The organism is Planktothrix sp. PLAVEN19ND, assembly GCF_057220675.1.
Window position 1 is genome coordinate 1320819 of record NZ_CM170132.1, and the last position, 26327, is coordinate 1347145.

A 26327-nucleotide genomic window follows, 5' to 3' on the forward strand; every position below is an offset into this window, starting at 1 on the left:
TGTATCCTCGCACGAAAAGTCTCTATACTCTGCAAATTCCGTTGTAATTTGCTATTATTTCTAAGATAATCTGGCTTGAACCCATAGTTTTTTAGTCTGTCAATTTCTCTTTCTTAACAAGGAATTATTAAAATGAAACGTACATTAACAATTCTTAATCACTATTTAAAAACAAAATATATTAGACATTTTAAAAGTCGAGAACAATTATTAACCTGGCAAAATCAACAGGTTCAAAACTTTTTAAAAGTGATTTTACCTCAATCTCCATTTTATCAACAGTATTATCAAGGTTTAGATATTCAAGATTGGCAAAATTTTCCTATAATTGATAAAGCTAAAATGATGGAAAATTTCGACCAACTCAATACCGTTAAAATTTCAGCATCAGAAGCATTTGAAATCGCCTTTCAAGCCGAAAAAACGCGAGATTTTAGTCCTAATCTTAGGGGTTATACCGTGGGTTTATCAACAGGAACCAGTGGAAATCGAGGATTATTTTTAGTTAGTTCTCAGGAACAATGGATTTGGGCAGGAACAATTCTAGCGAAATTATTACCCAATTTTATATTGTTTCCTGAGAAAATAGCGTTTTTTTTGAGAGCAAATAGTCGATTATATGAAACGGTAAAAAGTCGGCGGTTGCAGTTTCAATTTTTTGATTTATTAGAACCAATTACGGATCATATTCAACAATTAAATGATTATCAACCCACTATTTTAGTCGCTCCTGCTTCTTTATTACGATTGTTAGCAGACGCTCAAAAACAAGGTATTTTAAAAATATCCCCCAAAAAAATAGTCTCCGTTGCTGAGGTGCTTGACCCTTTAGATCGAAATTATATTAGCAAAGTTTTTAATCAAGTTATTCATCAAGTTTATCAATGTACAGAAGGATTTTTAGGTTATACCTGTGACCATGGAACTTTACACTTAAATGAGGATATTGTTGCTATTCAAAAAGAATATTTAGACCCAGACAAATCTCGATTTATGCCGATTATAACCGATTTTAGACGCACAACCCAACCGATTATTCGTTATCGTCTGAATGATATTTTAGTAGAACGAAAAACTCCTTGTCCCTGTGGGTCAGTATTAATAGCAATTGAACATATTGAAGGGCGGCAGGATGATATTTTTTATCTACCCCATGGGTCTAGTAATGGTGAATGGGTAACAATTTTTCCTGATTTTCTTCGCAGAGAAATTGTTATGGTTTCTGATGAAATTGAGGATTATCAAGTCATGCAGTTAAGTTTAAATCGGATAGAAGTTGCTTTGAAATTCAAAAATAATAAAAAAGATCTGATTCAAGCAGGTGTTTTTAAATCCCTAGAATCGCTTTTTAAACGTCTTCATGCTCAGATTCCTGAAATTATCTTTCTGGATGACTTTCCTTCAATTCCAAAGGGTCAAAAACGTCGGAGAGTTTGGCAACGTCAGAAACTGGGTTTCTAAAAAGTTAATCCTTCTGCAAGTTGTTTTAAATATTGTTGTCGCCATTGGGTATCAGTTTTACGATCAGTTGGAATTTCTAAGATTCTAATACCTGTTTGGGGGAGAGGATTTAATTTTTGTTGCAGTTGTTCCCAAGATTGGATTTGTTCATAGTCAATATTATAGGTCGCTGCTAATTTTGCAAAATCAATATTTTGAGGAGTGGCAAAATATTCCTCGAAGGGAGGATCAAATCGAGAAACAGACAACATTTCAAAAATCCCACCACCATTATTATTAATTAAAATAATAGTTAAATGTCCGATAAATTTATTTCTGATTAAAAATCCATTTGTGTCATGAAGTAAGGCTAAATCCCCCGTTAATAAAATACTGCTTTGCTGATGATGGGCAATTCCCAAAGCTGTTGATAAGGTTCCATCAATGCCATTTGCTCCTCGATTAAAAAAGGGTTGAATGTTTAAATGATTCGGACACCAAAAAAATTCTACATCCCTCACGGGCATACTATTAGCAATAAAAATCGGTGTATTTTTAGGTAGAATTTGAGATAGTAACCAAGCAACTTTAGGTTCTATTAATGATTCAATTAGGTTTAGTTTTTCGTCAATTACATTTCTGGATTTAGCTTCTAATTCATACCAAGAATGAGCATATAACTTAGATTTATCTAAATGAGTTGGTTCTGGATTTTTAGCTTGATTAATTTGTTTTGAGAGTTGTTCTATTGATATCCTAAGATGGGTGGTTTTTCCATGTAACCCATCTAAGTTATGATAACTCGGATCAAGAATAAAATAATCTGGTTGTTGCTGGTCTAACCAAGTTCTGAGGGTTTTACTGGTGGGTAAATCTCCAATTTGAATCACAACTTCAGGGGCTAGTTTTTCTGCTAAGGTTGAGTTTCTCAGGATTAAATCATAGGTTGAAATCAAATAGGGATTGAGGTTATAATAATTCCTGACGGGGGATAATCCCTCGGCTAAAACGGGATAGTTTAAGTGTTTAGAAAGATCAGCGATCGCTTGACAATAAACCTCTGGATTTTGAGGTTGAGCTACTCCGGCAATAATAATTCCTTGGTGATAATTATACCATAGTTTAAAATAATTTTCAACACCAAAATCAGAGGAAATTGGGGTTTTTAAAAGATTAACTTGGGTAAAAAAATCATCAGGAAATATGGCTTTTAATGCTTCTGTTTCCGGCTGAAAAACCGGATGTAAAGGATCACGAAAGGGAATATTCAGATGAACAACGCCGGAAATCGGAAATTGCGATCGCTCCCAAGCATAAATTAAGGTTTGTCGCAAATAACGTAACAATCCTAAATCTAAACTGGGGATGCTTAATTCCGCTTGCCAGTTGGGATAATTATTATATAATCTAACTTGATCAATCGTTTGTCCTGCATGACAATCTCGTAATTCAGGGGGACGATCTGCGGTTAAAATTAATAGAGGAACTCGACTTTCTTTGGCTTCTATAATAGCGGGATAAAAATTAGCTCCTGCGGTTCCTGAAGTGCAAACCAAAACCGTCGGCAAAGCAGATTTTTTGGCAATTCCTAAAGCAAAAAAAGCAGCGGAACGTTCATCTAAAATTGGGATGGTTTCAATGCTAGAATGTTGAGCAAAAGCAATTGTTAAAGGGGTAGAACGGGAACCAGGGCAAAGAATAGCAGTTTTTAATCCTAATTGAGCCAAAGTCTCTACTAATACAGAAGCCCAAATTGTGTTAATATTACGGAAGTCAATCATTTTATCTCAATTAATTTTAAGTTTAATTTAACTAAGGAACTCAACCATGTCTTTTGTAGGTTTACATATTCATAGTGATTATAGTTTACTGGATGGGGCATCTCAATTACCCCAATTAATTGACCGAGCAGTAGAGTTAGGAATGCCGGCGATCGCTGTTACCGATCACGGTGTTATGTATGGGGCAATTGAGTTAATTAAAACCTGCCGCAATAAAAACATAAAACCCATTATTGGCAATGAGATGTATGTGATTAATGGTGATGTTAAAGTTCAGGATAAGAAACGAAGAAAATATCATCAAGTGGTCTTAGCTAAAAATAGCCAAGGCTATAAAAACTTAGTTAAATTAACCACCATTTCACACCTGGAAGGGTTTCAAGGAAAAGGCATTTTTGCACGTCCCTGTATCAATAAAGAACTATTAGAACAATATCACGAAGGGTTAATTGTTACCAGTGCTTGTTTAGGAGGAGAAATTCCCCAAGCGATTTTACAAGGACGTTATGATGTGGCGAGGGAAGTCGCTCAATGGTATCAAAGGGTATTTGGAGAGGATTTTTATTTAGAAATTCAGGATCATGGTTCTCCAGAAGATCGGATGGTAAACGTTGAAATTGTTAAAATTAGTCGAGAACTAAATATTAAAATTGTCGCTACAAATGATTCACATTTTATTTCTTGTAATGATGTGGAAGCCCATGATGCTTTACTTTGTATTAATACCCAAAAATTAATTAGTGAAGAAAAACGGATGCGCTATAGTGGCACAGAATATTTAAAATCTGCCGAAGAAATGGCGCAATTGTTTCTGGATCACTTACCAAATGATATCATTCAAGAAGCGATTAATAATACCGTAGAAGTTGCAAATAAAGTTGAACCCTATAAGGGTATTTTAGGAGAACCTCGTATCCCTGACTATCCCATTCCTGCCGATCATACGGCGGATACCTACTTGGAAGAAGTTACTTGGAAAGGGTTATTAGAACGAATGAATGCTAAGACTAGAAGCGAGATTAAACCTGTCTATAAAGAGCGCTTAGAATATGAATTAAAAATGATGCAACAGATGGGGTTTTCTACTTACTTTTTAGTAGTTTGGGATTATATTAAATTTGCCAGAGATAACAATATTGCCGTTGGGCCAGGACGAGGTTCGGCCGCGGGATCATTAGTAGCTTATGCCCTAAAAATCACCAATATTGATCCGGTTTATCATGGTTTATTATTTGAAAGATTTTTAAATCCTGAACGGAAATCTATGCCTGATATTGATACGGATTTCTGCATTGAAAGGCGGGATGAAATGATTAAATATGTCACTGATAAATATGGAGAAGATAAGGTAGCCCAAATTATTACCTTTAACCGCATGACTTCTAAAGCAGTGTTAAAAGATGTCGCCAGGGTGTTAGGAATTTCCTATAAAAATTCGGATAAAATGGCAAAATTAATTCCGGTTTCTCGGGGAAAACCCACCCGTTTGCCCGTCATGATTTCCGATCAAAGTCCCGCGCCGGAATTCAAAGAAGCTTATGATCATGAAGATGTGGCTATTCATAATGATGCCGGGGAAGAAGTTGGAACAATTAAAGTTAAACAATGGTTAGATATGGCAATTCGCATTGAAGGAACTAATAAAACCTTCGGAGTTCATGCGGCGGGTGTGGTAATTTCTAAACAGTCTTTAGACGAAATTGTTCCCCTACAACGTAATAATGATGGAGCGGTCATTACTCAATATTATATGGAGGATTTAGAGGCAGTTGGATTATTAAAAATGGACTTTTTGGGTTTAAAAAATTTAACCATGATTCAAAAAGCCGTTGATTATATTGAACAAAAACATCACTATAAAATTGATCCCGAGAAACTTCCTTCTGATATTGAAAGAAAAGCCCAAGATGCCTATAAAACCCATAAAAAGTTACCTGAAGATGTGCTAAAAACCTATAAATTACTAGAAAAAGGGGATTTAGATGGTATTTTCCAGTTAGAATCTTCTGGGATGATCGATATTGTTAAAAAACTCAAACCTTCCTGTTTAGATGATATTTCTTCTATTTTAGCGCTGTATCGTCCTGGGCCCTTAGATGCAGGTTTAATTCCCCAATTTATTGATCGTAAGCATGGACGAGATGAAATTAGCTATGACCATCCCCTGTTAGAGCCAATTTTAAAAGAAACCTATGGAATTTTATGTTTTCAAGAACAAATTATGAGATTAGCTCAAGATTTAGCGGGCTATTCTTTAGGTCAAGCTGATATTCTTCGCCGATGTTTGAGTGGATCTACGCAAATTTTAGATGCTGCTACCGGAAACTTAGTTTCCTTAAAAGAAATTGCACAATCTCCTGAATATTGGTTAGGTAGAAAAGTCTTTTCTCTCAATCTTAATACTCAAAAAATTATTCAACAACCCATCACGGAAATTCATCCGAATGGAGTTCGGGATATTTGGCAAATTACCACGAAAACGAATCAGCAAATTAAAGCCACTGACGATCATCTTTTCTATACAGTCTTAGGATGGCAACCATTAAAATCCTTTAAAATTGGCGATCGCGTGGGTTTAGCCAAAACTATCCCTATTACGAATGAAAGTAAAGTATCAGATGCTCAAATCAAGTTGGTCGCGTATTTAATTGGAGACGGTCATTTATCCACAAAGAGTCCAGCTTGTAGTTATTTTTGTAACAGCGATCAAGAATTAATAGATGATTTTAATGCGTGTGCAAAAGAACTTTTTGGCAAACCAGCACCCATTGATCATCAAGTACATCCGGGGCGAAAATCCGTCACTTATGCTCGTATTGGATTTGTTTCTTCTTTCAATAAATGGGTAGATGATCATATTAAACTAGCTCACTCTAGGGAGAAAGAAATTCCCGAATGGGTTTTGACATTATCTCGGAATCAATTACAACTTTTCTTAGGAACTTTATGGTCAACTGATGGAAGTTTTGATACTAGCATTGGTCATACTGACTATACTTCAACTTCTCCGATTTTGATCAAACAAATTCAACATCTACTACTACGTTTAGGCATTGTTTCACTCTTTAATGTGAAAACTATTAAATATAATGGTCAACCTCACATTTCTTATCGAGTCCAAATTACCGGACGAGAAGATATGCTCAAGTTTTGTGAATTAATTAAGCCTGAATTGAGTTCTTATAAAACAGAGCAAGCAGAACTTTGTTATTTATTGATCAAAGATAAAGTTCGGAATCAATCAAAACATACAATTCCACCGGAAGTTATTACACTAATTGCTCAGGCAAAAAAAGCAACTAGGATGACATGGGATAAAATTGATCAGACTGTGGGAGTGGCAAGGGGTACTATGTCTTCTGGTTTAAATTTCCAGAAAACACCCTCTCGTAGTCTATCTCGTCATCGTGTGGAAAATTTTGCGATTGCATTTCAAAATGACCAATTAAAAGCGATCGCGGAATCGGATGTTTTTTGGGATGAAATTGTTGGAATTGAGTATATAGGCAAAGAAGAAGTGTTTGATTTAAGCATTCCTGAAACTCATAATTTTATTGCCAATAATTTTATTGCCCACAACTGTATGGGTAAAAAGAAAGCAGAAGAAATGCAGAAGCAAAGGGAACTCTTTATTGACGGTGCAACCAAAAATGGAGTCGTGCAAAAATTGGCAGAAAAGTTATTTGAGCAAATGGTTCAATTCGCAGAGTATTGCTTCAATAAATCCCATTCCATGGCCTATGCCTATGTTACCTATGAAACCGCTTATTTAAAAGCTAATTATCCCGTTGAATATATGGCGGCTTTATTAAGCGCTAATAGTGGGGATACGGATAAAATTCAAAAATATATTGAATCTTGTCAAAAATCTCTGGGAATTAAGGTTATCCCGCCAGACATTAATCTTTCGGGGATGGATTTTACCCCCTCGGATCAGAGTATTATTTTCGGACTTTCTGCGATTAAAAATGTGGGAGAAGGTGCGATCGAACATTTATTAGAAGTGCGTCAAGACGGGGGGGAATTTAAGAGTTTTCCCGATTTGTGCGATCGCATTAACCTACAAATGGTTAATAGTCGCGCCTTAGAAGCCTTAATTAAATGTGGCGCCTTAGATAAGCTTAACCCCAACCGTCGCCAAGCCATTGATCATTTAGATAAATTAATTTCTTGGGCGCAAAGTAAAGCCAAAGATCGAGCCGTTGGTCAACAAAGTATATTCGATATTTTAGGGGGTGGAACTAATACAAAAAACACCCATGAAGATGCACCAAAACCAGCAAAACTTGAGGATTTTAAAGTTCAGGAAAAACTCCAATTTGAAAAAGAATTATTGGGATTTTATGTCTCTGAACATCCTTTACAATCCATCTTAAGATCGATTTCTGTAGAAGAAAGAGTAACTTTATCGGAATTAACTGGTAAAAAATCTAAGGTTAAAGTGGTTGTTGTAATTACCGCTATTAAACTACATACCACTAAAAAAGGTGATCGGATGGCATTTTTACAAATTGAAGACTTAACTGGACAAATGGAAGCGATTATTTTTCCTCGAACCTATCAAGAGATTAAGGAATTTCCCCATGAAAATGACTTAGTATTAATTACGGGTAAAACTGACAAACAGGAAGATAAAATTCAGCTTATTATTGATGAGTTACAATCGGCGGATACCCTCCCTCGGATTGATAAAATTCCCGCTCTTTTATTAGAAGATTTGGAAATAGAGGAATCAAATTCCATGGTACTTTTACACCTAACACTTGAAGATGTTTATAACTTATCTCGACTTCAAGACCTTAGTGCTTTACTCGAAGAACAATCATCCGGTGATCAACGAAAAGCGAATATTCCTGTTGTTGCTAAAGTGATTGGTAAATTTCCTGACCATTATCAGGTGGTTAGTTTTGGACGTAAATTTTGGGTACAAAATGCTGAAGATACTATTCATGATTTAAAATCAGCTAGATTTGATGCTGAAATTCAACCGAAATTAGAGATATTAATGTGAATTCAAGCCTAAAATAAGGCCGGAAATATGAAAGTTTATTGGTCTTTAATTGAGTCTTAGATCCCCCCTAAACCATCTTAAAAAGGGAGAAAGATGATTAATCCAATTTAGACAAGATTAAGAGTTAGATTCAATCTGCAACTGGCGACGAGCTTCTAATTCCCAATGTTCAATTTCTGGCCATTTCCAAGGTTCACTTAATCCGGCTTTGACCATAGAACAATTTAAGCCTTCTTGCCAATATTTTAAAGATTCTTTTTTATTCCCTTGAGCAGATTTAACTTGTGCTAAAAGGTAATAAGCAGCAACGGATTGGTGATCTAAATCTAATGCTTTTAAAAGTAGGATTTCCGCTTGAGAATAAAGGTTTTTTTGATAATAAGCCCAGCCTAAATTTTTATACAGTGAGGCTAAAACCATCGGTTGCTCAACTCTTAATAAAATGGGTTCAATGAGTTCAATAGCAGTTTGATAATTGCCTTTTTTTATTTGTAAACGGGCTAAATTATTAATTGCTGAATATTGAACTTTTAGGGAAAATTCTATTGCTCGTTCATAATGAATTTGAGCCGAATCAATATCCTGTAGTTTTTCATAAGTTGCCCCTAAATTAAAGTGAGCACTCGCTAAATTTGGATGTAATTCAATTGCCCAGGTTAAAGACAGTTTTGCACTGAAAAACTCTCCTTTCATATATTGCTCATATCCAATTTGATTTAAAAACCTTCCAGCTTTTTCGCGCGGTTCAAATCCATTATTTTTGTAAGATTTAATCTCAATATTTTGTAAGCCAAATGCTTGTAAAATAGTTGATTTTTGTTGAGAATAATCTTGATTGTCTGCAAATAATTCATGAATTTTTGTTCTAACTTTTTGCTTTATATATTGCTTAACAAGAGGATTAAGAGTATTTTTTGATTTTCCTGATTCAGAGGTTTTTTGTAAGAAGGAACGTCTTTCTAAAGATGCCCAAATTGTTAAGAATTTATTGGGATCGCTAATACTTTTAATTTGAGATTGTAGTTCCTCGGCAGAGGGATTTTTCGACAAAAGTGCTAACCCATTTAATACTTGGTATTCGTCGGCAGATAGTCGTTCAAATTGATCATAAAAAACCAGATCGAGATGTCTACCTAACCAAGCTAAACTATCAAAATTACCGAATAAAAGTTGATTATACTCAAAAAATTCTTCTAAATTTTCGTTAAATAACTCTTGAACTTTTTGGGCTACTAATCGTAATAGTAAGGGGTGACCATCACAGGATTGAACTAATTGAATAATTTTCTGCTCTTGTGAGATAGAATTTGGTAGAATCCCACAAACTAATTGTTTTCCATCTTCTTCTAATAACCCCGGCAATGGTAAAACTTTTACAGGCTGATTTATTCCAGCTTGAAGTGATATTTCTGGAGGTTCTTCTTGACTTAATAAGATTAAACAACTCGAATGAGCGAGTTCACTAACTTGTCGGAATAGTTCACCATATTCTTGAGCATCATCTTGGTAAGTTCCCGCCAATTGTCCTTTTTCAAATAGGTTTTCGATTTCATCAAACACGATTAAACACCGACGTTTGCGAAAACATTCAATCAATTGAAAAATGCCATTGACACCTGTTTCAACGGAGGTTTGATCACCGGAGAGAGTTTGAATTAAATCGGTCAAAATTTGATCGAAGGGGGGAGCATAACGCAGACAACGCCAAATTACGAGATCAAAGTCAGGGTGAATTTGTTGGATTAATTTAATTGTCAGTGCCGTTTTGCCAATTTGCGCCATTCCGACAATCGCAACTAAACGGTTGCGATCGCTAATTACCCACTGTTGTAACTGTTCTAACTCGCCCGTGCGTCCCAAAGATTCACCGAGGTCGGGGGCGTGTTCCCAGTCAATTTTAGAAGCTGGATAGGGTTGGCTTTGATATGAAGGGACGGTGACCGTAGATTGAAATTCTAGGATCAGTTGGTGTTTCAACTGGGCTAACTTTCCAGGGCCATTGCCTTTAATATTGAATTTGCGATAAACTTCGCCCAGTCGCTTACGAACGGCGATCGCACTCAGTTCTAACTGTTGGGCGATTTCGGCCGTTGAGTAACCGGCCACAGCCAACTGTAGCGCCTCCAGTTCAGCTTGGGAGACACCACGAGCGATGGCCAGGGTTTTGATATATTCAGGGGGTAGGGGATGATCCAAGATTGTAACCGTAATTATGACAGGTTTGTGTGATGTTTTTGAATTGCGTGAACCATGTACCACTCGCATAATGTCTAAAGTATAAGAGGGCAAATTGCCATTTGCCCCTACATAACCATTGGCATCGCAGACGACTCGCGGCGTGCCAAGGGCGATCGCGTATCTTTAAAGAACAGCGATCGCATCACAATAATGCCCTACAAAAATCATCGAAATCACAAATATCGCAAAGGTTTCTGTTTGTTGAATTTTTTGCCAAGGGCGATCGCTTGTTATTTTTGGCGGACAATAGTCAATATGCGATCGTCACTAAGACAAGACTCCTTTTTTACAGCTACCACACACAGCCCTTAGAAACCCGGTTTCTTAGAGAAAGTCTGTTTGCTGAGCTACTCAGCAAACATTTCGGCTAAAATCTTTAAAACAGCTTGCTGTTCATCTAGGCTAATTTGTCCTAGCTGTTTGACTAATCTAGTTCGATCGACCGTTCTAATTTGGTCGAGAACTATTTATCCTTCTTTCCCTTGAAACTGACAAGTAACTCTGGTTGGGTAAGGTTGACCTTTAGTGGTCATCGGTGCCACGATGACTGTAGCAATATGATGATTCATCTCATCAGGAGAAATTACTACACAAGGTCGAGTTTTCTGAATTTCACTGCCAACAGTGGGATCGAGATTAACTAAAAAAACGTCGAACCGATTCACTACCATTGCCATTCTTCAATTTCCCAATTGGTAGTGCTAACACCATCAAGTAGCTGGTCATCTTTTTTTTGTGCCATGATCGCAAGTTTTTCATCCCAACCAATACGCCGAGGGACTGTTGTTATATAAGATGATTGGATTAATAATTCCACTTCTGTACCTTCAGTCAGATCGCAGGGATTATTTAAGATGAATGTACCATTACGGTATGTGGCTCTGAGAATCTGGGGCATGAGCTATTACCCTAAATTTAGTTAGCCTTTATCCTATTACAATTGCTATAGTTTTGTCAAAGTGGGAAAGGAGCGATCGCACTCTGTTTAACTTACAGAAACAGAGGGGGCGTGTGGTTTTGGGAAAGGGCGATCGCAAAAGTTTCTGTTTGTTGAATTTTTTGCTAAGGGCGATCGCACCTATTAGGCAGTTAACAGTATTGGCAATTCGCTAACTTGCTGAAACTTCTGTCGCATTTGAGCAAGGATATTTTCATCTAAGCTTTCAATATCATAAGCTGTACTATCTACTGCGGTGATAGTTAACCAAGGCTGATTTTCATTTAAACGGTTGCCTTGAAATTTGCCGTCAATTACTTGGGTAATTCCTGCTGCTAATTGTAACAATAATGCGCCGGAAATCCATTGCTGAGTATCGGCGATTTGATGGAGTTTTTCTGCTGTTGTTCCTAGACATTCTAGGTGGGAAATTTGCCACTGGCTGGTTAAAACAGAGGGTGCGATCGCTTGTAAGATATCTATCAGGTTTACAGCTAAGAAACCATCAGTGGTTTGGTCGGTAATAGTAATGCCTTGCATGGTTTTGACTCCGATTTTTAGGGTAAATCTAGGGGAGAACCGCCGCCACCTTGTGTTTTAAAACCCGATCGCGGGCCGATTTGAGGATCGTTGAGTTGCCACAGGTGTTGATGAGGGGGTGGCGCATGATTGGGACGTGAGTTGCCGTTTCTATAGGTGGGATGGTGAAGTCAATATCGCGGATTGGATAGCCGTTAGCATCAAATTCACGAGCCTGATAGATTCTATTGTTAATTATGTCCCATCGCAGTTGTGAATGTGGGCCGGTAGCGTTGATATCGGGTAGGGGTTTGTTACCACTCGGTAAGCGATTTGGCTCTTGTTCCTCAAATACTGGTGTACCATCGGCATAGCGTGAGTGGATTATTTGGTCAGAGGTGGACATGGCTCTATTTTATGGTTGGAGCTTGTCCTATAGTAAGGGGTTCTGATGGTGATCGATCTTCTAATTATAGCATCGCACAGGTTTCTGTTTGTTGAATTTTTTGGTAAGGGCGATCGCGTAGGGTGCAAAGGCGGATCGCGACTCGCTGGTAAAAGGGAGTGGGAGTTTTTGATTTGTTGCAGGATGTTTTGAGAAGACATAATTACCTCTGAGTTTTTGATGAGATATGAGTGTGGGGTTGGGGAAGGGCGATCGCTCTTTGTGTAGGTTCAAAAGTTTCTCATTTTAGAGGATAAAACTCTTTAACCCACATAGGATCAACTTTTTCCACCCAAATTTGATTGCCTCCTCCTGGTAATGATCCTTGAGGGGCTGCAACTCCTTCGTAAAAAGGAGTGTCCGGTGGAAGTTCAATCTTGATAACTCTAGTTGCAGTATTTCCCCAGTCTGGAAGTAAAGCAAGATCGCGAATAGTTTGTTGAGTATTCAACGGTTGACTCCTAGACCAGTAACCACCAAAGCGTCCTGCATCTCCACCATAAACTCGATACAAGGTGATAGGTTCATTGGAAACTCTTCTATAGTATTCGTAGTTTTTGAATGTTAATGCTGTTCCAGGTCGGAGAATGCCACCCCACTTGTAGCTAAACGAAGCACTAGCGGAGCCACCATACCCCGCAACAACTCCAACAATCATATTTGGCAACTCAGAGCCAACAAACCGAGTACCAGCCTGTGTAAAGTTGAGAGATGCAGTATTAATTTTTGTATTTATAATTTCTTCTGAAGCATTCTCCTTGCTTGCATCGTTAGCAATACTGCCTGCCTCTTGCCATGCTGTACCTATAAACTGTAGGTGGCTAGCAAAGAAAGATCCTCCTACTGTTAATAATGTTCGATCTACCCAAGGTGCAAGCCAAAGAAGCTCAGGCTGAGTATGTATAGCAGCTACAACACTAGCAATACCTATTCCAGTTCCAAAACCTACTACACCGCTAACAACAAGAGTTGCCAGTTTTTTGGGATCTTGAAAATTATCTTTAAACTCTTGCCCAATTTGTCCCAATAGCTCTTGTTCATGAACAGACCTATTAACTATTTCTAAGAAAACATCCCATTGTGTAGGAGAAGAAGTTTCATTAATTTGACCCGATAGAATTGGTTCTCCATTGGCTCCAATTCCAACTTGATAGCTTGTAGAAGTAGAGTCATTGTAGTTATGCTTATTTTCAATAATTTCTGTAACTCTATCAACTGCTTCTTGAAATCGATCAGCTAGTTCTTGTTGGGTTTCTTTTGGAAGCAGAGGAGCTATCTCAGCCTGTTGAGCAAGCGGAAGTTGATTAATGACGCTTATTTGATCCTTTACTGGGAGATGGAGATCGTCTATCACTTTAGCTTGTAAGGCAGGATCAAGACCTTCAAGCCGCTTTGCTATTTCAGCAGGAGATAAATCTAGCCCAATAATCTCATCAACAATTATCTCTGCTGACTCGGCAATATCTTCTTCAGGACATGGACACGGACAATTACATTCACCACCAGCAACTAAATTATCAACCCACTGCTGAATATCATCCCCCAACCCATCCAAAATATCCCCTAAACCAGCTAACAATCCCTCTAAACCACCAGTGATAAACTTGCTCACACCAATCCCAACAGAACTGATGTTCTCTAAAATATTAGCAATTTTCTCCCCAGGAGATTCACTACCATCATTAAAATCATTTGTCCAAGTTTTCCCTAACGAAACAACACCTTTAATGATGTTACCAATGCCGCCAACCCAATCTCCTGATTGAATCGCTTTAATCCCTCCATAAATTAAAGTGGGAGCTTTAGATAGGGACTCTAATACTTTGTAGCCAAATTTTCCAACGTCACTCAGGCCACTTAATCCACCTTGAACGAAGCCAGAAATGCCACTGGTAGCAGCACCAGCAAGTCCACCCATGATTTGCAGGAAACCCATAATCTTGTCACCAGACAAGAGATTTCGCACGCCATTGAAAGCACCTGAAGCTAAAGATTGGAAGGCTTTTATAGTGGTGAAAACTTTTTGAGCAACGGCTTTAGTCATACCCATAACCATTGCCTGACCTGCTTTGATCCCATTTCCGATCGCACCACCAATAAAACTTGCCCCAGCCATTACTGCACTAAAGATCGCCCCCATCCAGTCGCCATTAATAGCAGCTTGCACGACATTAATAGCACCACCGAGCGCACCCAAAGCCAAACCTATCAAATTAGCACCAGGTACAAAAGTCAGAACCGTACCAAGGAGCGACAAAACAGTTGAGACAATGCCCAAAATCTTATTCCAGAACATCTTTTTACGGATTTTCCGTTGTTCGATGCGCTGCTCAATAATTTGGTCAAGCATTTCCTTTCCTTGCTTCGCCAAATCACTAGAAATCTCAACCGCTTGTTCAGCTAAAGCGATTTTATTCAACACTTCCTCATACAACGGATTGATAATCTGTTTCTCACCAGATAATTCCTCCGCCCGCTGCAATTCTTTCAAGAATTGTTGAGAAGCACCTTGCAAATCTGACTGTGCAGTTTGCAATAGCTGATTATCCCATTGTTCCTCTAAATCAATGCGATTAATCTCACTCTTATACGACTCAATTTGCCCAATCATCCCATCCATTGCACTTAGCAGAGTTTCTTGAATATTCGCCGCTTCTTTCCCTTGCAATGCTAAGTTAATATCACCCCGCGCTTCTGCTAACAAAGCCTTCACATTATCAGGTAAATCCGGTTGCTGAGTTTCCAAATCTTTCAGCGAAGTAAGTAGTCCAGCCAATTGAGTTTGTAACTGCATGGGATCTTCCGTTGGATCTAGGGTTGCTAACCCTAAATCGCCGCGAACATTATTTAAAGATTGTCGTAAATCATCCTCAGCTTGCAGTTGTTTGAGTTGTTCAATTTTGGCAGTAGTTTCTAACCGTTTACGTTCCAATTCTAAGCGATCGCGCTCCAGACGATCTTGCACCGCTTGGTCAATATCCGCTTGCCGATTTTGAGCAATTTCTTGCTCTAATTGTGCTTGGGCAAGGTTCAATTTTTCCAGAGTGACTAACTGGATAAAAGTTTGCTCCGTTTGTTCACGGATGCGAGTAATCCCATCTAAACGGGCTTGGGCAATAGCTAATTCCTGGGTTTTATTATCCCGTTGCTCCTGAGTTTCAGCAACCTTCGCATTCAAATCATTTAATAACTGTTGGGCTGTTTCTTGTTGTGTTTGCAGTGTTTTCATCTGCGCTTCTGCGGTTTTTCTCGCCGCACCAAAGGCATCAGCTTGAGCTTGGGCGCGACGTTGTAACTCGCGATTATTCAGCATTTCGACATAATAGCGATCTGCTAAAATCTGATCGTTTGCATTACCAGCACCGCCAGCACAACCACCGCGATCGCCTGCTAAATCTTTGTAATCTCGGTAATAAAGCTCCGCAGCCGTAGCCATATCATTGCGCTGTGCAACATCCAATAAAGCCTTAGCTTCTTGATTTCCAGCCGCCGTTGCTGTCTGCAAACGCTGAATAATTTGGAACTCTAAAGTATTGACTTCTTGCTGTTTTTGTGCAGCTTGTAAAGTGTAATTAGCATTCGATTGGGTAGCCTCAACTAACGCTTTTAAAATTGTTTGATGTTCTCTAGCAGCCCTCAAATGTTGATCATTTTGCGCCAATAAATCGGTTTTCAACTGTTGCAAAGAAGCCGTAAGAGCCTGACTAGCCGCTTCTGCTTGTTCCGCCAATCGTTGCGCTTCCGCCAAAGCAGCACGAGCATCATCTAATTGTTGTTGCAAATTGCTGTAATCGGCATCCGGGTCATTAATATAAGCATCCAGCAATCGCTGTTCTGCTAAAATCACCTCATTTTGTGCCGTCAACATCGTGCGTTTTTGAGTGAGAGCAGTTTGCTCTGCCGTGAGAACTGCTGCTTTATTATTCAGCAATTTCAAGGATTGATTAATTTGAACTAAATTAGTATTGAAATTATCTAATTCTTCCCCAGTTACACCTTGATTCTGCAAAGTAATAATCTGATTTTCAATCGACTGACGTTGCTGTTCAAGGTTCGTAGTCAGCAGTTTAGTGCTTTCTAATTCGTCACTTAAAGCTACAGTTTGACGTTCAACATTAGCTTCAGTATCAGCTAATTGTTGCTGTGTTTCAATGGCTTTTGTATTCAGTTCACCGCGCCGTTGCAAAATGTCAGCAATAGCAGCGCGATACTCCTCAGAATTAGTATCATATTCTGCCCATTCTTGCTGTACTTTAGCATTTTGAGCAGCGGCTTCAGCCTCAGCTTCTTCTAAGAGTTTCTGAATCTCTGGAAGGAGGTTTTCTAAACTCGCAAGTTGAACTTGATCCCCTGGAATTGACTCTCGCGCTGCTTCTAATTCGGCAAAGAAATTACGCGCTTCATCAATAGGAGGTTCCGCAGTATTCGCCGCATCGTTAGCAGCAACCCACTGATTTTTCAGAGGTTCAATACGTTCTTTTTCCTTGCGCCATTTGTCAGCTTCGACTAAATGTGCATATCCCTGTGCGCGTAATTGAGGGAATATTTGTGAATATTTTTGCCAGACAATCCAGTCATAGTCAACGTGGGTTACAGTTTCCCAATGACCTCTCCCAGAGCGACCTTTAACCCAACGCTGTTCTGTCCAAGTAGGGCCATTTTTACGACTCACAGCCCAGTGATATGCTGCTTGTTGTTGATACCAATTGGCTTGCGCTAAAAGTGCATGACCTTGGGCTTCGTGAGAGGCTTGGGCTGCTTTCGATTTATCAAATAGCGCTTGCAGAGGGTTGCGTCCTTCTACGGAATCTGCATTGAGAAGAACATCCGCCCGAGTTGCATTTAATAGATTAGAAATTTCCTGATTGGAAGTGCGACCTTCTAATGTTGCTGCTTTTAATAGGTCAATTGCCGTACCATTTTCTGAGTTTTCTGCTAGGAATAACGGACGTGCAGCAAGGCTAGTTTCTTGCGTTATGAGTGGCAGTTGTGCTTCTTTTTCTTGCTGATATTGTTTCGCGATCGCATCGTGATTTTCCCAAGCAGTCCACTTCAATCCATCCCCTGTGGAACGGGTATAAATTTGACCCTTAATACCTTGGTATGTCTGCACTACTTTCCCATCAACAACTTCTTGGGAAATGCCGTCAAGGGTGTTAACAGGACTCGCTTGCCAATCAGTCCAACGCACGTTAGGGATGAGGGTACGACTGTAGAATTTGCCGTTAGAGCCACGGGCGCTGAATACCACTTTGTTATCAATATTATCGACTGAAAAATCACTAGCAATATCAACACCACTTGTAATGGCTGACCAGTTATTCCAGTTAACCCCATTAGCAGATTGGCGAACATAGAGAGTATTATCAGTTCCTCGCGCAACTTGAATTAGGGCATTATTAGCAACTACCATTTGGACATCACTGTTAATGCCAATGTTGGTGTATTGCCAATTACTCCAAGTCTTACCGCCGTCAGTCGAATAACGACCATACATCAAGTTATTTTTACCGCGTACTGCTTCTACTAGCTTGTCTTTGTATTGAGTCCGAGTGACGGGGTTAGGATTTTGATCGCTATTTTGTTGCAATTCTCCCAAATATTGCTGATTAATTTCGGCTTTATTGATCGCATTTTCCAAAGTTTGCCAATTGTTCCATTTCAAGCCATCAGTGGAATAGCGAACATAAGTGCGATCGTCAACTCCTTTGTAAGACTGTATTATCTTACCGTCAACCAATTTTTGTTCAATGGGATTGATCGTATTAAGTGGACTCACTTCCCAGTTAGTCCAACGCACGTTAGGGATGAAGGTACGACTGTAGAATTTGCCGTTAGAGCCACGGGCACTGAATACCACTTTGTTATCAATACTATCGACTGAAAAATCACTAGCAATATCAACACCACTGGTAATGGCTGACCATTTATTCCAGTTAACCCCATCAGCAGATTGGCGAACATAGAGAGTATTATCAGTTCCTCGCGCAACTTGAATTAGGGCATTATTAGCGACTACCATTTGGACATCACTATTAATGCCGCCGTTGGTATATTGCCAATTACTCCAAGTCTTACCGCCATCGCTAGAATAACGACCGTAGATCAGGTTATCTTTACCGCGTACTGCTTCTACTAGCTTGTCTTTGTATTGAGTACGAGTGACCGGATTTAAGTTATGAATATCAGACTGTTGTAGGTTTTGTAAATACTGTTGTCGCCAGTCAGATTTAGCAATAGCAGTATCAATCTGTTCCCAAGTTTCCCAGTTAACACCATCAGCAGATTGGCGCACATAAATCTGGTTATCAAAGCCTCGATAGGACTGAATGAATTTGCCATCAACTACATCTTGAACGATATCGCTCATGGTAGAACCAACGGGCTCCCAATTCTTCTGCCATTGCGTACCATTAACCGCAGTACGAGAGTAGATTTTATTATCGGAATTGCGAAGGCTAAATACTAAGTTTTTCCCGACAACATCCATTGAGTAGTCGCCATTAATAGAACCGCCAATAGGGAACCAATTAGCCCATTTGACCCCATCGCTACTAGAGCGGAGCCAAACTTGACCGTCTGTACCGCGTACTGATTGGAATAGTTTATTATCAACAACTGCCGTCTTGATGCTATCGAAATTAGTGCCGCCACCTGTATGTAACCACTGTGTCCAAGTTTGACCACCATCAGTGGAGTTACGAACATAAATTAGGTTATCTTGACCGCGACGGGATTCTACTAATTTGTTGCCGAAATTAATCTGATTGATGGGCGTATCGTCATAATTAGTTGCATCTTCCCATTCTTGACGCACTTCGGCAGCTTTCGCTTCACTAGCAGCTTGTTTTGTTGCTAAATCATTGAATTTTGCCAATAATTTTTTGACTTTTTCGACATAAGTTTCTAAAGCTGGATTACCATTAGTTTGATCAATTAAAGATTGGGCAATTGGTAAGACTTCCTGAGTGGCAAATGCGATCGCGTCTGGCTGTTTTTTATCAAATTTCTCTTTAGCGACTTGCAGTTTTTGAGCTAAGTTAGTAAATTCGGCAAGTTGTTGCGACTCAGCACCATATCGAATCGCAATCGGAGCAATTTCTTCCCACAATTTAGCATCTTGCTCAATCCGCAACTTAATTCTTTCAATTGCATCCTCGGTAGAAGTAAAAGCAGTATCCAATTCATCAGCGCGAATTTCAACCGCACCAAGGGTCATAATTCCATCTTCTAAATTAGCCTGAGCGCGATTATAATTCCCATCCGGTTCGGCCAAATTATTATTAATATAGGCAATCAATTCATCAACCGAATTAGATAAATCCTGTTGCTGTGTAACTAATTCCTTAGTCTGTTGATTTTCTGCTAAGAATTGCTCCGTCCAATTCGTTGCACCCAGACGCAAATCTTGATTAATTTGGTCTGCCAATAATACATGATCTAAAACCGTACCAGAATTAATCGCCGCATCTGCCGCATTTTCAGAATTTAATTGAGACTGCAAAGATTCCAATCGTCCATCATTACTCTGAAGTTTTTTGCGAATCTCTAACTCTTGCTTTTGACGCAAAGGTGTCAATGCTTCTGTTGCCTGATTCAACAAGTCTTTTAACTCATTAGCATTACTCTGATTTGATGTTTTCAAAGCTTCCAAATTGCTTGATTGTGTCTTAGTTTGATTAATCAGATTTGTCAGTGCTTGCTTACTCACATCATCTTGAGTATTAGCTAATGTTTTCTCCCAATTAGCAATCTGTTGATTTTGGCTATTAATTGCATTTCCTAAGTCATTCCTCACATTTTTTAAATGTTCTAATTGGGTATTGACTTGTGGCTCTAATTGTGTAGTAAAGAAATCAACATCAGATTCAGAAGCGAGAATCCCAAAACCAATCAATTGCCGCAAAGCTGTGGAATGTAATTGAGCAGTTTGCGATAGTTCAGTCGCTAAATTTTGCGCCTTAGTGGTTGCCTCTTGGATAATTTGCGTCTGTGTATTTTCTTGAACTTGTAGCCGTTTTAATCCAAGAGTACTTTCATGTACTATAAAAGAATAGGGAGAATAGAGAATCTTTGAACCCAAAGCAGTCAGTTCAGATTGTTTCTGATCCAGTTCGGATTGTTGCTGAGATATCTTTTGATTAAGTTCGTTAATTTTTGTCGAAGTTTCTTGTCTTTGTTGCCATACAAGATTACGCTGATCTGCAACAAACGAAGCTTGCTGCAAACTAGCACGATAAGCCTTAGCTTCGGCGCTATTATAAACGTAGGAACTGCCATTCCAATACCATATTTTTTGTTGATGTGCGGCGGCTTGATTGAGATAATCTCGCTCGGAGGCAGCTAATGGATTATCACAGTCAATTAAGCTTTGTAGCAGTAATTTTTGATTCCCTAATTGCAGTTTAGTAAATTCCAGAGATTGTTGGGTATCGGTAATCGATTTTTGGATAGATTTTTCCCGATCTAAATTTGCCTGATTCTCATTCAATTCTTGTTGTAAAAGTGCTAGGCTATTGCGTTCTAGTTGTCCATCTTTACGAATATCTAACAACGCTTGAGTTGCTGTTGCTAGTGCCTGAGTTGCGTCTTGCCAAGACTGCCAATTTTGCTGATATTTTTGCTCTAAAACTCCCGCTTTGTTGAGCAGATCTAAGCGACTTTGCAGACGATTTACTTCTGCTTCTACTTGCTCAAAGTATTTATCAGTAAGTTCAATCTCCCGATATTTCTCAATTAGCTTTTGTTCGAGATCGGATTTTTGTTGATTCAGTTGTGCCAGTTGTACAATTAAATTCTCTCGCTGCTGTTGTTGATTGCCAAGTTGAGTGTTTAAACCGTTTAATTGATTCTGAGTTTGGTTAATTTGAGATTGCAGATTATTAACTTGCTGAGTAATCGCTTGCTGTTCTTGTTGCAGTTGTTGGAGTTGAGTTTGCTCGTTAGCAAGTTGAGAATTTAATGCCTGTTGTTGCTGAGTTAAAGACTGCTTCTGTTGTTGTAAAGTAGCAATTTGTTGCTGATTTACCGCAATTTGAGGCCGTAAAGTAGCAGTTAGTTGTACTGCATTAACTTGTGCTGCATCTCGTTGTTGTGCGTAGGAATTAGCATAAGATTGTGCAGCATTACGATTAGCAGCCGCTTGCGGATTAGGAAGACGTCCTTCAAATCGACCGTGGATCATGTAGTGATACCAACCACTGGAGTTTTTCCCCCACCAACGTTCAGCTACAGCCCTGGCAACATCAGGATTATATGCTAGATAAGTAGCTTCATTAAATACACCAATCTGACTATTCCAGTAATTAGCATAAGATTGATGCGCTTGTCGCTGCTGTTCCAACCAGTTAACAGCAGCATTAGCTTGATTAATTTGATTCTGATTACCTTGCGCTACAGACTGCTGTTGCTGAATCTCAGAATTTTTGGCAACAACTTGATTTTGAATATTAGTAATCTCAGATTGAGTAGCAGCAATTACCCCCTGTTGTTGCTGAATTTCTACCGATTTTTGCGCTAAAGAATCTTGGATTTCTGTTAGCTGATTTTCCAGGTTATTTAAAGTGTCTTGAGTTTGTGTGATCGCACTTTCCGTAACCGTAATTTGTTGCTCCTTCGCAACAATTTCTCCCTCTTTCGCCGGAATCAGATTATCTTGCAAATTAGCTTTCTGTAAACCCAATTCTCGATATTCCAGATTCAGCTTATCTAAATCTGTTTGAGTCTGAGTGTCTTCAGCTTTAGCATCAGCAAGACGTTGAGGCAAATTATCAAAACCTTCTAAGAAATTCGCACCACTGCCTTCATAGGATTTGAGAGTTTCGATTTTCGCTTCTGGATTAATTGAATTAGGTGCGGTTTCCAATTCCTTAATTAAGCCAGAAATTGCTAATCTTTCAGGAGAATCCGCGATCGCTAAAGCTAACTGATCTTCCTGTAATTTTGACCAATCTAATTCTTGATTTAGAGTTTCTAAATGATTCGTCCAGTAGTCAATTTGTTGACTTAAAATTTTTCTATATTTGGCATTATTTTCATTTTGTAAAACATCATCAACATTGTCTATTATCGGATTTTCATTTTTTAAAACACCACCAATATTGGGAGGTATGGGGTTTTCAACATTCAACGGTTGAAGTTTAGCATTTTCCTCATTTAACTGTTGAATTTTTAGAGCAACTTCTAGTTTTTCAGTTTCCAATTGTTGCACTGTTTTCTTAATAGCGGTGAGTCGTTCCCGATAAGGTAATAAGAAACCAGCAGTTTCTAGGAAATTCTGTAAATCCTTTTGTGCCGAAGCGCGTTCTGTTTGAATTGCTTCTACTTCTGTCTGCGTTTCTTTCAAGCGATTTTCTGTTAAATCCGTCGCCTGTTGTTGCGTTGGAATTTTCTGATTTGCCAGCGTTTTTAATTGTTCTTCCGCTTGGTAAATTTGTAGATTCAGCGTTTCTAACTTTTGCTGTTGTACAGGTGTATGTAACGCCAATAAATCTTTTTCCGCTTGCAAACGTAGTTCATCCGCCGTAATTTCATACTCAATTCCCTGTTGCAAAACAGGCCAATCTTTTACTATTTCTGTTTTTGAAAGTTTACGCACCTGTTCTCGCAGCGCAGTGACTTGTTGCTGAGATTGAGAAGCTAACTGTTTATAAACATCCCGTTCCTGTGCTGCTTGATTTGCTAATTGTTGCGATTGATCGCGGGGAGCAATATGTTCAGGATAATGCACCCATCCATACACAGGTTCCGTCTTGCTTCCAGAGCGTCCTGTGCGTCGAGTTCCTACCTGTTGCCAACGGTTTATTTGACTATTATTCCAATCAGCATTGTTTTGATTTTGCGCTCGTCTCGTCTCGGCTAAATTCGCCAATTTTTGATAATTGTTAGCAATATTTTCTTGATCAGATAACTGTTTTTGCAGAAGTTGTAAAACAGTATTCGCATCATTAGTATTGCCATTTCCTAAATTCAGATTTTGTTGATTGTCAAGGAATTGTGCATATTGATTTAAAGCCGCGTTTTGTTGATCTGCTTGTTGAGCTAACTGTTGGAAAACTTGGACATTTTGACCAGAAATTTGCCCTTGTAATTGCAATTGAGTTTTCTGTTTTAATAAATTAGGATCGCTCCCCCATCCCCAAATTTCTTGTGTTCCCCCGCAACGACGACTTGTAGATCCTACGACTTGCCAGCGAGTCGGATTAATGCTATTTGCCGCACGATTATAATTTTGTGCTGCTGCGTTTTGAACATTTGCCTGTTGACGGAAATTAGAGGCTGATTGTTGTTCATTATTTGCGGCATTTTGCCAAGGTTGAGGATTAATTTGTAAATTATCATCCACATCAGCAAAGGGATTTGTTAATTTAGCTTTTGCCTTCGCTAAGTCTGATTCTGCTACTCCAATTTGCTTTTGAATATCAGCCAACATTTGTTGAGTTTCTGTCTCTAATGCTGACTTTTGTTGCCCCAAAGCTGCTAATTGATTTTGTAATTCTTTCTGCTGTTGTAAGAGAGTTTGCAGTCGAGTGGCTTCAATTTGATAATGTTGGGTTGCTAAGGCTAAAGCTTCTGTCCATTGTTGGGCTTGGGCGGCAGAAATAGCAGCATCGGTATTAACTTGTTGATACTGTTCAAAAGCACTGGCAATTTGCGCTTTAACTTCTGCATCTAAATTAGTTAAAGTGAGTTCTGGGTTGCCTAAATCTAATAAGGTTTGCCACTGATTTACCAGGGTTTCTTGAGTTGTTTCTAAATCAGAAATCGCCTGTTCTGTGTTATCTCCGGCGGCTCTGGCGAGGGTTTTAACTCGTCCTTCACCACTGAAAGGAATTACTGTAACAGGGGCTTGAGTTTCGGTTGTTTTGGGTTCTGTAATTAGCGATCGCCGAATGGCTTCTTTAATATCAATAACACCATATCCGGTTTGTTGATCCCATCCTTCGCTGTTAATATCTCGGCTAGTTTCTATTAGTAAATCTTTAACTTGTTGCCAACTTAAATCGGGATTTGCAGCCCAAACTAAAGACGCAGCAGCAGTCACATAAGCCGTAGAACGGGATGTCCCCACAAAAGCAGTTTGATCATCCTGCCATTCTCCACCAGGGGCAACTACTGTTAACCCTTTTCCATAGGCAGAATAGTCGGTTTTTCCTTCAAATTGATCAATAGATCCAACGGTAATAATATTATCAAAAGTCTGACTAGCTTCTCCTAAAGCTGACATCACACCCCCGGTATTTCCTGATGCCACAACCAATAAAACGTTGTGATCTTTGGCATATTGAATTGCCTGTTGTTCCTGTTTGGTTAATTCATAACGAGTTGTTACACCAATATCATCTAATTGGGATAAATCAAGACTTAAATTAACAATTCCTTGGGTCTTTCCTTGGGATTTTAACTGATTGACATACTTAACTAATTCCGTTGCCCAATCATTATTTTTAACGGTGTAGTTTTGGGGTTTTACCAGGGGATTAATACTGTTAAAAATCTCGTTAACTTTCTGATTATGCTGATTTTGGTTAAAATCAATAATGCCAACAACGGGCTGTTTAGCATTAATTGGTAATAGATAATGAGCTTGATCAGCATTCAGTAAAAATTGATCAAAAACCGTTGAATCAGGGTTACTTAATGCTTCTGCTAAGGAAACAGGTAAACCCATCGACGCAGCGACTCCTGGGTCACTTAAAAAGTCTTTAATTACCTGAATATTAGCTGGATTAATCCCTATTTTAATTAAATCATCCGGTTGGGTTAATAGTTCAAGTAAATCTGGATTTGCGTCAAAAATATTATTAATTCTTCCTAATGCTTCTTCGGCTGCACCGGAGGATAAAACCTCTAATAAACTACCGGAATTATTGCTATTAATAATAACGTTTAATTGGGCTAAATCTTGATTTAGACTAGCCAAGGTTGCCGGAGGTAAATTAAGGTTGGGGTTTTCTTCGGGTTTGGGTTTGGGTTGAGTAACGTCAGGATAATCATTAATCGGATTATTATTTCCCGAAATATTAGGTTGACTACCAGGAGGATCAATTGGTATAATAATCGGTTCTGGCAGGGTATTAATTGCATCAATAATATTAGTTTGATTCCCAACAGAAGGGGTGTAATTAACATTAATAATCCCAGCTAAATTGTCTTGATTGATTTTGTCAATAATTGCTTGAAGATTAATCAGGTCTTCATTATTTAGATTGGGGTTATTGGCAATTAAATCAAGGGTTAAATTAGGGGTGTCAGGAGTAATTTCTGGTATCGTATAATCAAAGTTTCCAGGGGAATGATCAGGAATTAAAAGGTCTATTCCTAGTTCTTCTGCGGTGAAAATAGGGGGTAAACCATTGATAGGAGAAATATCAATGTTTCCTCCATCGACAGGACACATCTTCGGATCTAAATCCGCTATGGGAATAATCACACTGGGGGTGATAATTTCCTCTAAAATAAAGGTTTTTCGTTTTGAATGCCGTTTTTTGCGGGGAGTTTTCGACGGAGCTTGATTTTTGCTGCCGTTTTTATCATTTAACCAAGACCAACCCATAGATTGCGCCCCTGATTTCAAGAATTTTATTGTTGTGAGTCAGAGTATAGCACAACTATCTCACAATTATTGTAAATATTTTGTAAAGCCATATTTACGCTATATATATTGTTTTATTAGATTTTTGAGTATTAATTACACTATATATGGTTTATTTTTAGATAAAAATTTAGATTAATGTAAAGATTTTGTAAAGATAATCTGTATTTTGTATAGTAAACTACTTAATTTTTGAGGATTAAACTTTAAGTTATATTAACAAAGCTATACTATTCTGGATTAAACTTATACAATGTATAGCTACTTAAAGGGTTTAACTTCAGGACTGATAGCAGTTGGCAGAATTGCTGAGAGACAGTCCCTTCAAGTGATTATTGATGATGGGTAGGAAGTGCCAGCAT

At 38.6% G+C, this 26327-nt stretch carries 8 protein-coding genes and 1 pseudogene; 2 read left to right on the plus strand and 7 right to left on the minus strand.

The genetic code is table 11. The annotated features are described in order from the left end of the window. The first annotated feature begins 132 nt into the window (after positions 1-132). Positions 133-1461, plus strand: coding sequence for a F390 synthetase-related protein (locus AC2D3N_RS05755; protein WP_484693060.1), 1329 nt, complete (start codon positions 133-135; stop codon positions 1459-1461). Here AC2D3N_RS05755 and menD read toward each other — a convergent pair. After that, positions 1458-3221 (minus strand): 2-succinyl-5-enolpyruvyl-6-hydroxy-3-cyclohexene-1-carboxylic-acid synthase, encoded by a 1764-nt coding sequence (gene menD, locus AC2D3N_RS05760; RefSeq protein WP_484693061.1) that lies wholly within the window; start codon positions 3219-3221, stop codon positions 1458-1460. The genes AC2D3N_RS05755 and menD overlap by 4 nt on opposite strands. 46 nt (positions 3222-3267) lie before the next feature. Here menD and dnaE point away from each other — a divergent pair, with 46 nt between their 5' ends. Next, positions 3268-8232 carry a DNA polymerase III subunit alpha gene (gene dnaE / locus AC2D3N_RS05765; protein WP_484693062.1) on the plus strand — a complete coding sequence of 1655 codons (4965 nt, stop codon included), beginning with the start codon at positions 3268-3270 and terminating at the stop codon, positions 8230-8232. Between the two features lie 117 nt (positions 8233-8349). Here the strand turns inward: dnaE and AC2D3N_RS05770 are convergent, their stop codons facing one another. The 6 genes and pseudogenes from AC2D3N_RS05770 to AC2D3N_RS05795 form a co-directional block, all read right to left on the minus strand. Then, entirely contained in the window at positions 8350-10428 is a 2079-nt protein-coding gene (locus tag AC2D3N_RS05770) for an NB-ARC domain-containing protein (RefSeq protein ID WP_159451507.1), read from the minus strand. A gap of 389 nt (positions 10429-10817) precedes the next feature. Next, positions 10818-11147: pseudogene (locus AC2D3N_RS05775) on the minus strand (type II toxin-antitoxin system PemK/MazF family toxin). Next, positions 11135-11368, minus strand: coding sequence for an antitoxin family protein (locus AC2D3N_RS05780; RefSeq protein ID WP_079677134.1), 234 nt, complete (start codon positions 11366-11368; stop codon positions 11135-11137). The pseudogene AC2D3N_RS05775 and the gene AC2D3N_RS05780 overlap by 13 nt, the downstream one beginning before the upstream one ends. A gap of 183 nt (positions 11369-11551) precedes the next feature. Then, positions 11552-11947: a hypothetical protein gene (locus tag AC2D3N_RS05785; protein WP_484693063.1), complete on the minus strand. Its 396-nt coding sequence runs from the start codon at positions 11945-11947 to the stop codon at positions 11552-11554. 28 nt (positions 11948-11975) lie between these two features. Further along, positions 11976-12332 carry a hypothetical protein gene (locus tag AC2D3N_RS05790; protein WP_484693064.1) on the minus strand — a complete coding sequence of 119 codons (357 nt, stop codon included), beginning with the start codon at positions 12330-12332 and terminating at the stop codon, positions 11976-11978. Positions 12333-12612: 280 nt separating this feature from the next. After that, positions 12613-25926, minus strand: coding sequence for a DUF8189 domain-containing protein (locus AC2D3N_RS05795; RefSeq protein WP_484693065.1), 13314 nt, complete (start codon positions 25924-25926; stop codon positions 12613-12615). Between the last annotated feature and the right edge of the window lie 401 nt (positions 25927-26327).

Coding starts and splice junctions, on each gene's coding strand:
- dnaE (WP_484693062.1), top strand. CDS start 3,268: ATGTCTTTTGTAGGTTTACATATTCATAGTGATTATAGTTTACTGGAT.
- menD (WP_484693061.1), bottom strand. CDS start 3,221: ATGATTGACTTCCGTAATATTAACACAATTTGGGCTTCTGTATTAGTA.
- AC2D3N_RS05785 (WP_484693063.1), bottom strand. CDS start 11,947: ATGCAAGGCATTACTATTACCGACCAAACCACTGATGGTTTCTTAGCT.
- AC2D3N_RS05755 (WP_484693060.1), top strand. CDS start 133: ATGAAACGTACATTAACAATTCTTAATCACTATTTAAAAACAAAATAT.
- AC2D3N_RS05795 (WP_484693065.1), bottom strand. CDS start 25,926: ATGGGTTGGTCTTGGTTAAATGATAAAAACGGCAGCAAAAATCAAGCT.
- AC2D3N_RS05790 (WP_484693064.1), bottom strand. CDS start 12,332: ATGTCCACCTCTGACCAAATAATCCACTCACGCTATGCCGATGGTACA.
- AC2D3N_RS05780 (WP_079677134.1), bottom strand. CDS start 11,368: ATGCCCCAGATTCTCAGAGCCACATACCGTAATGGTACATTCATCTTA.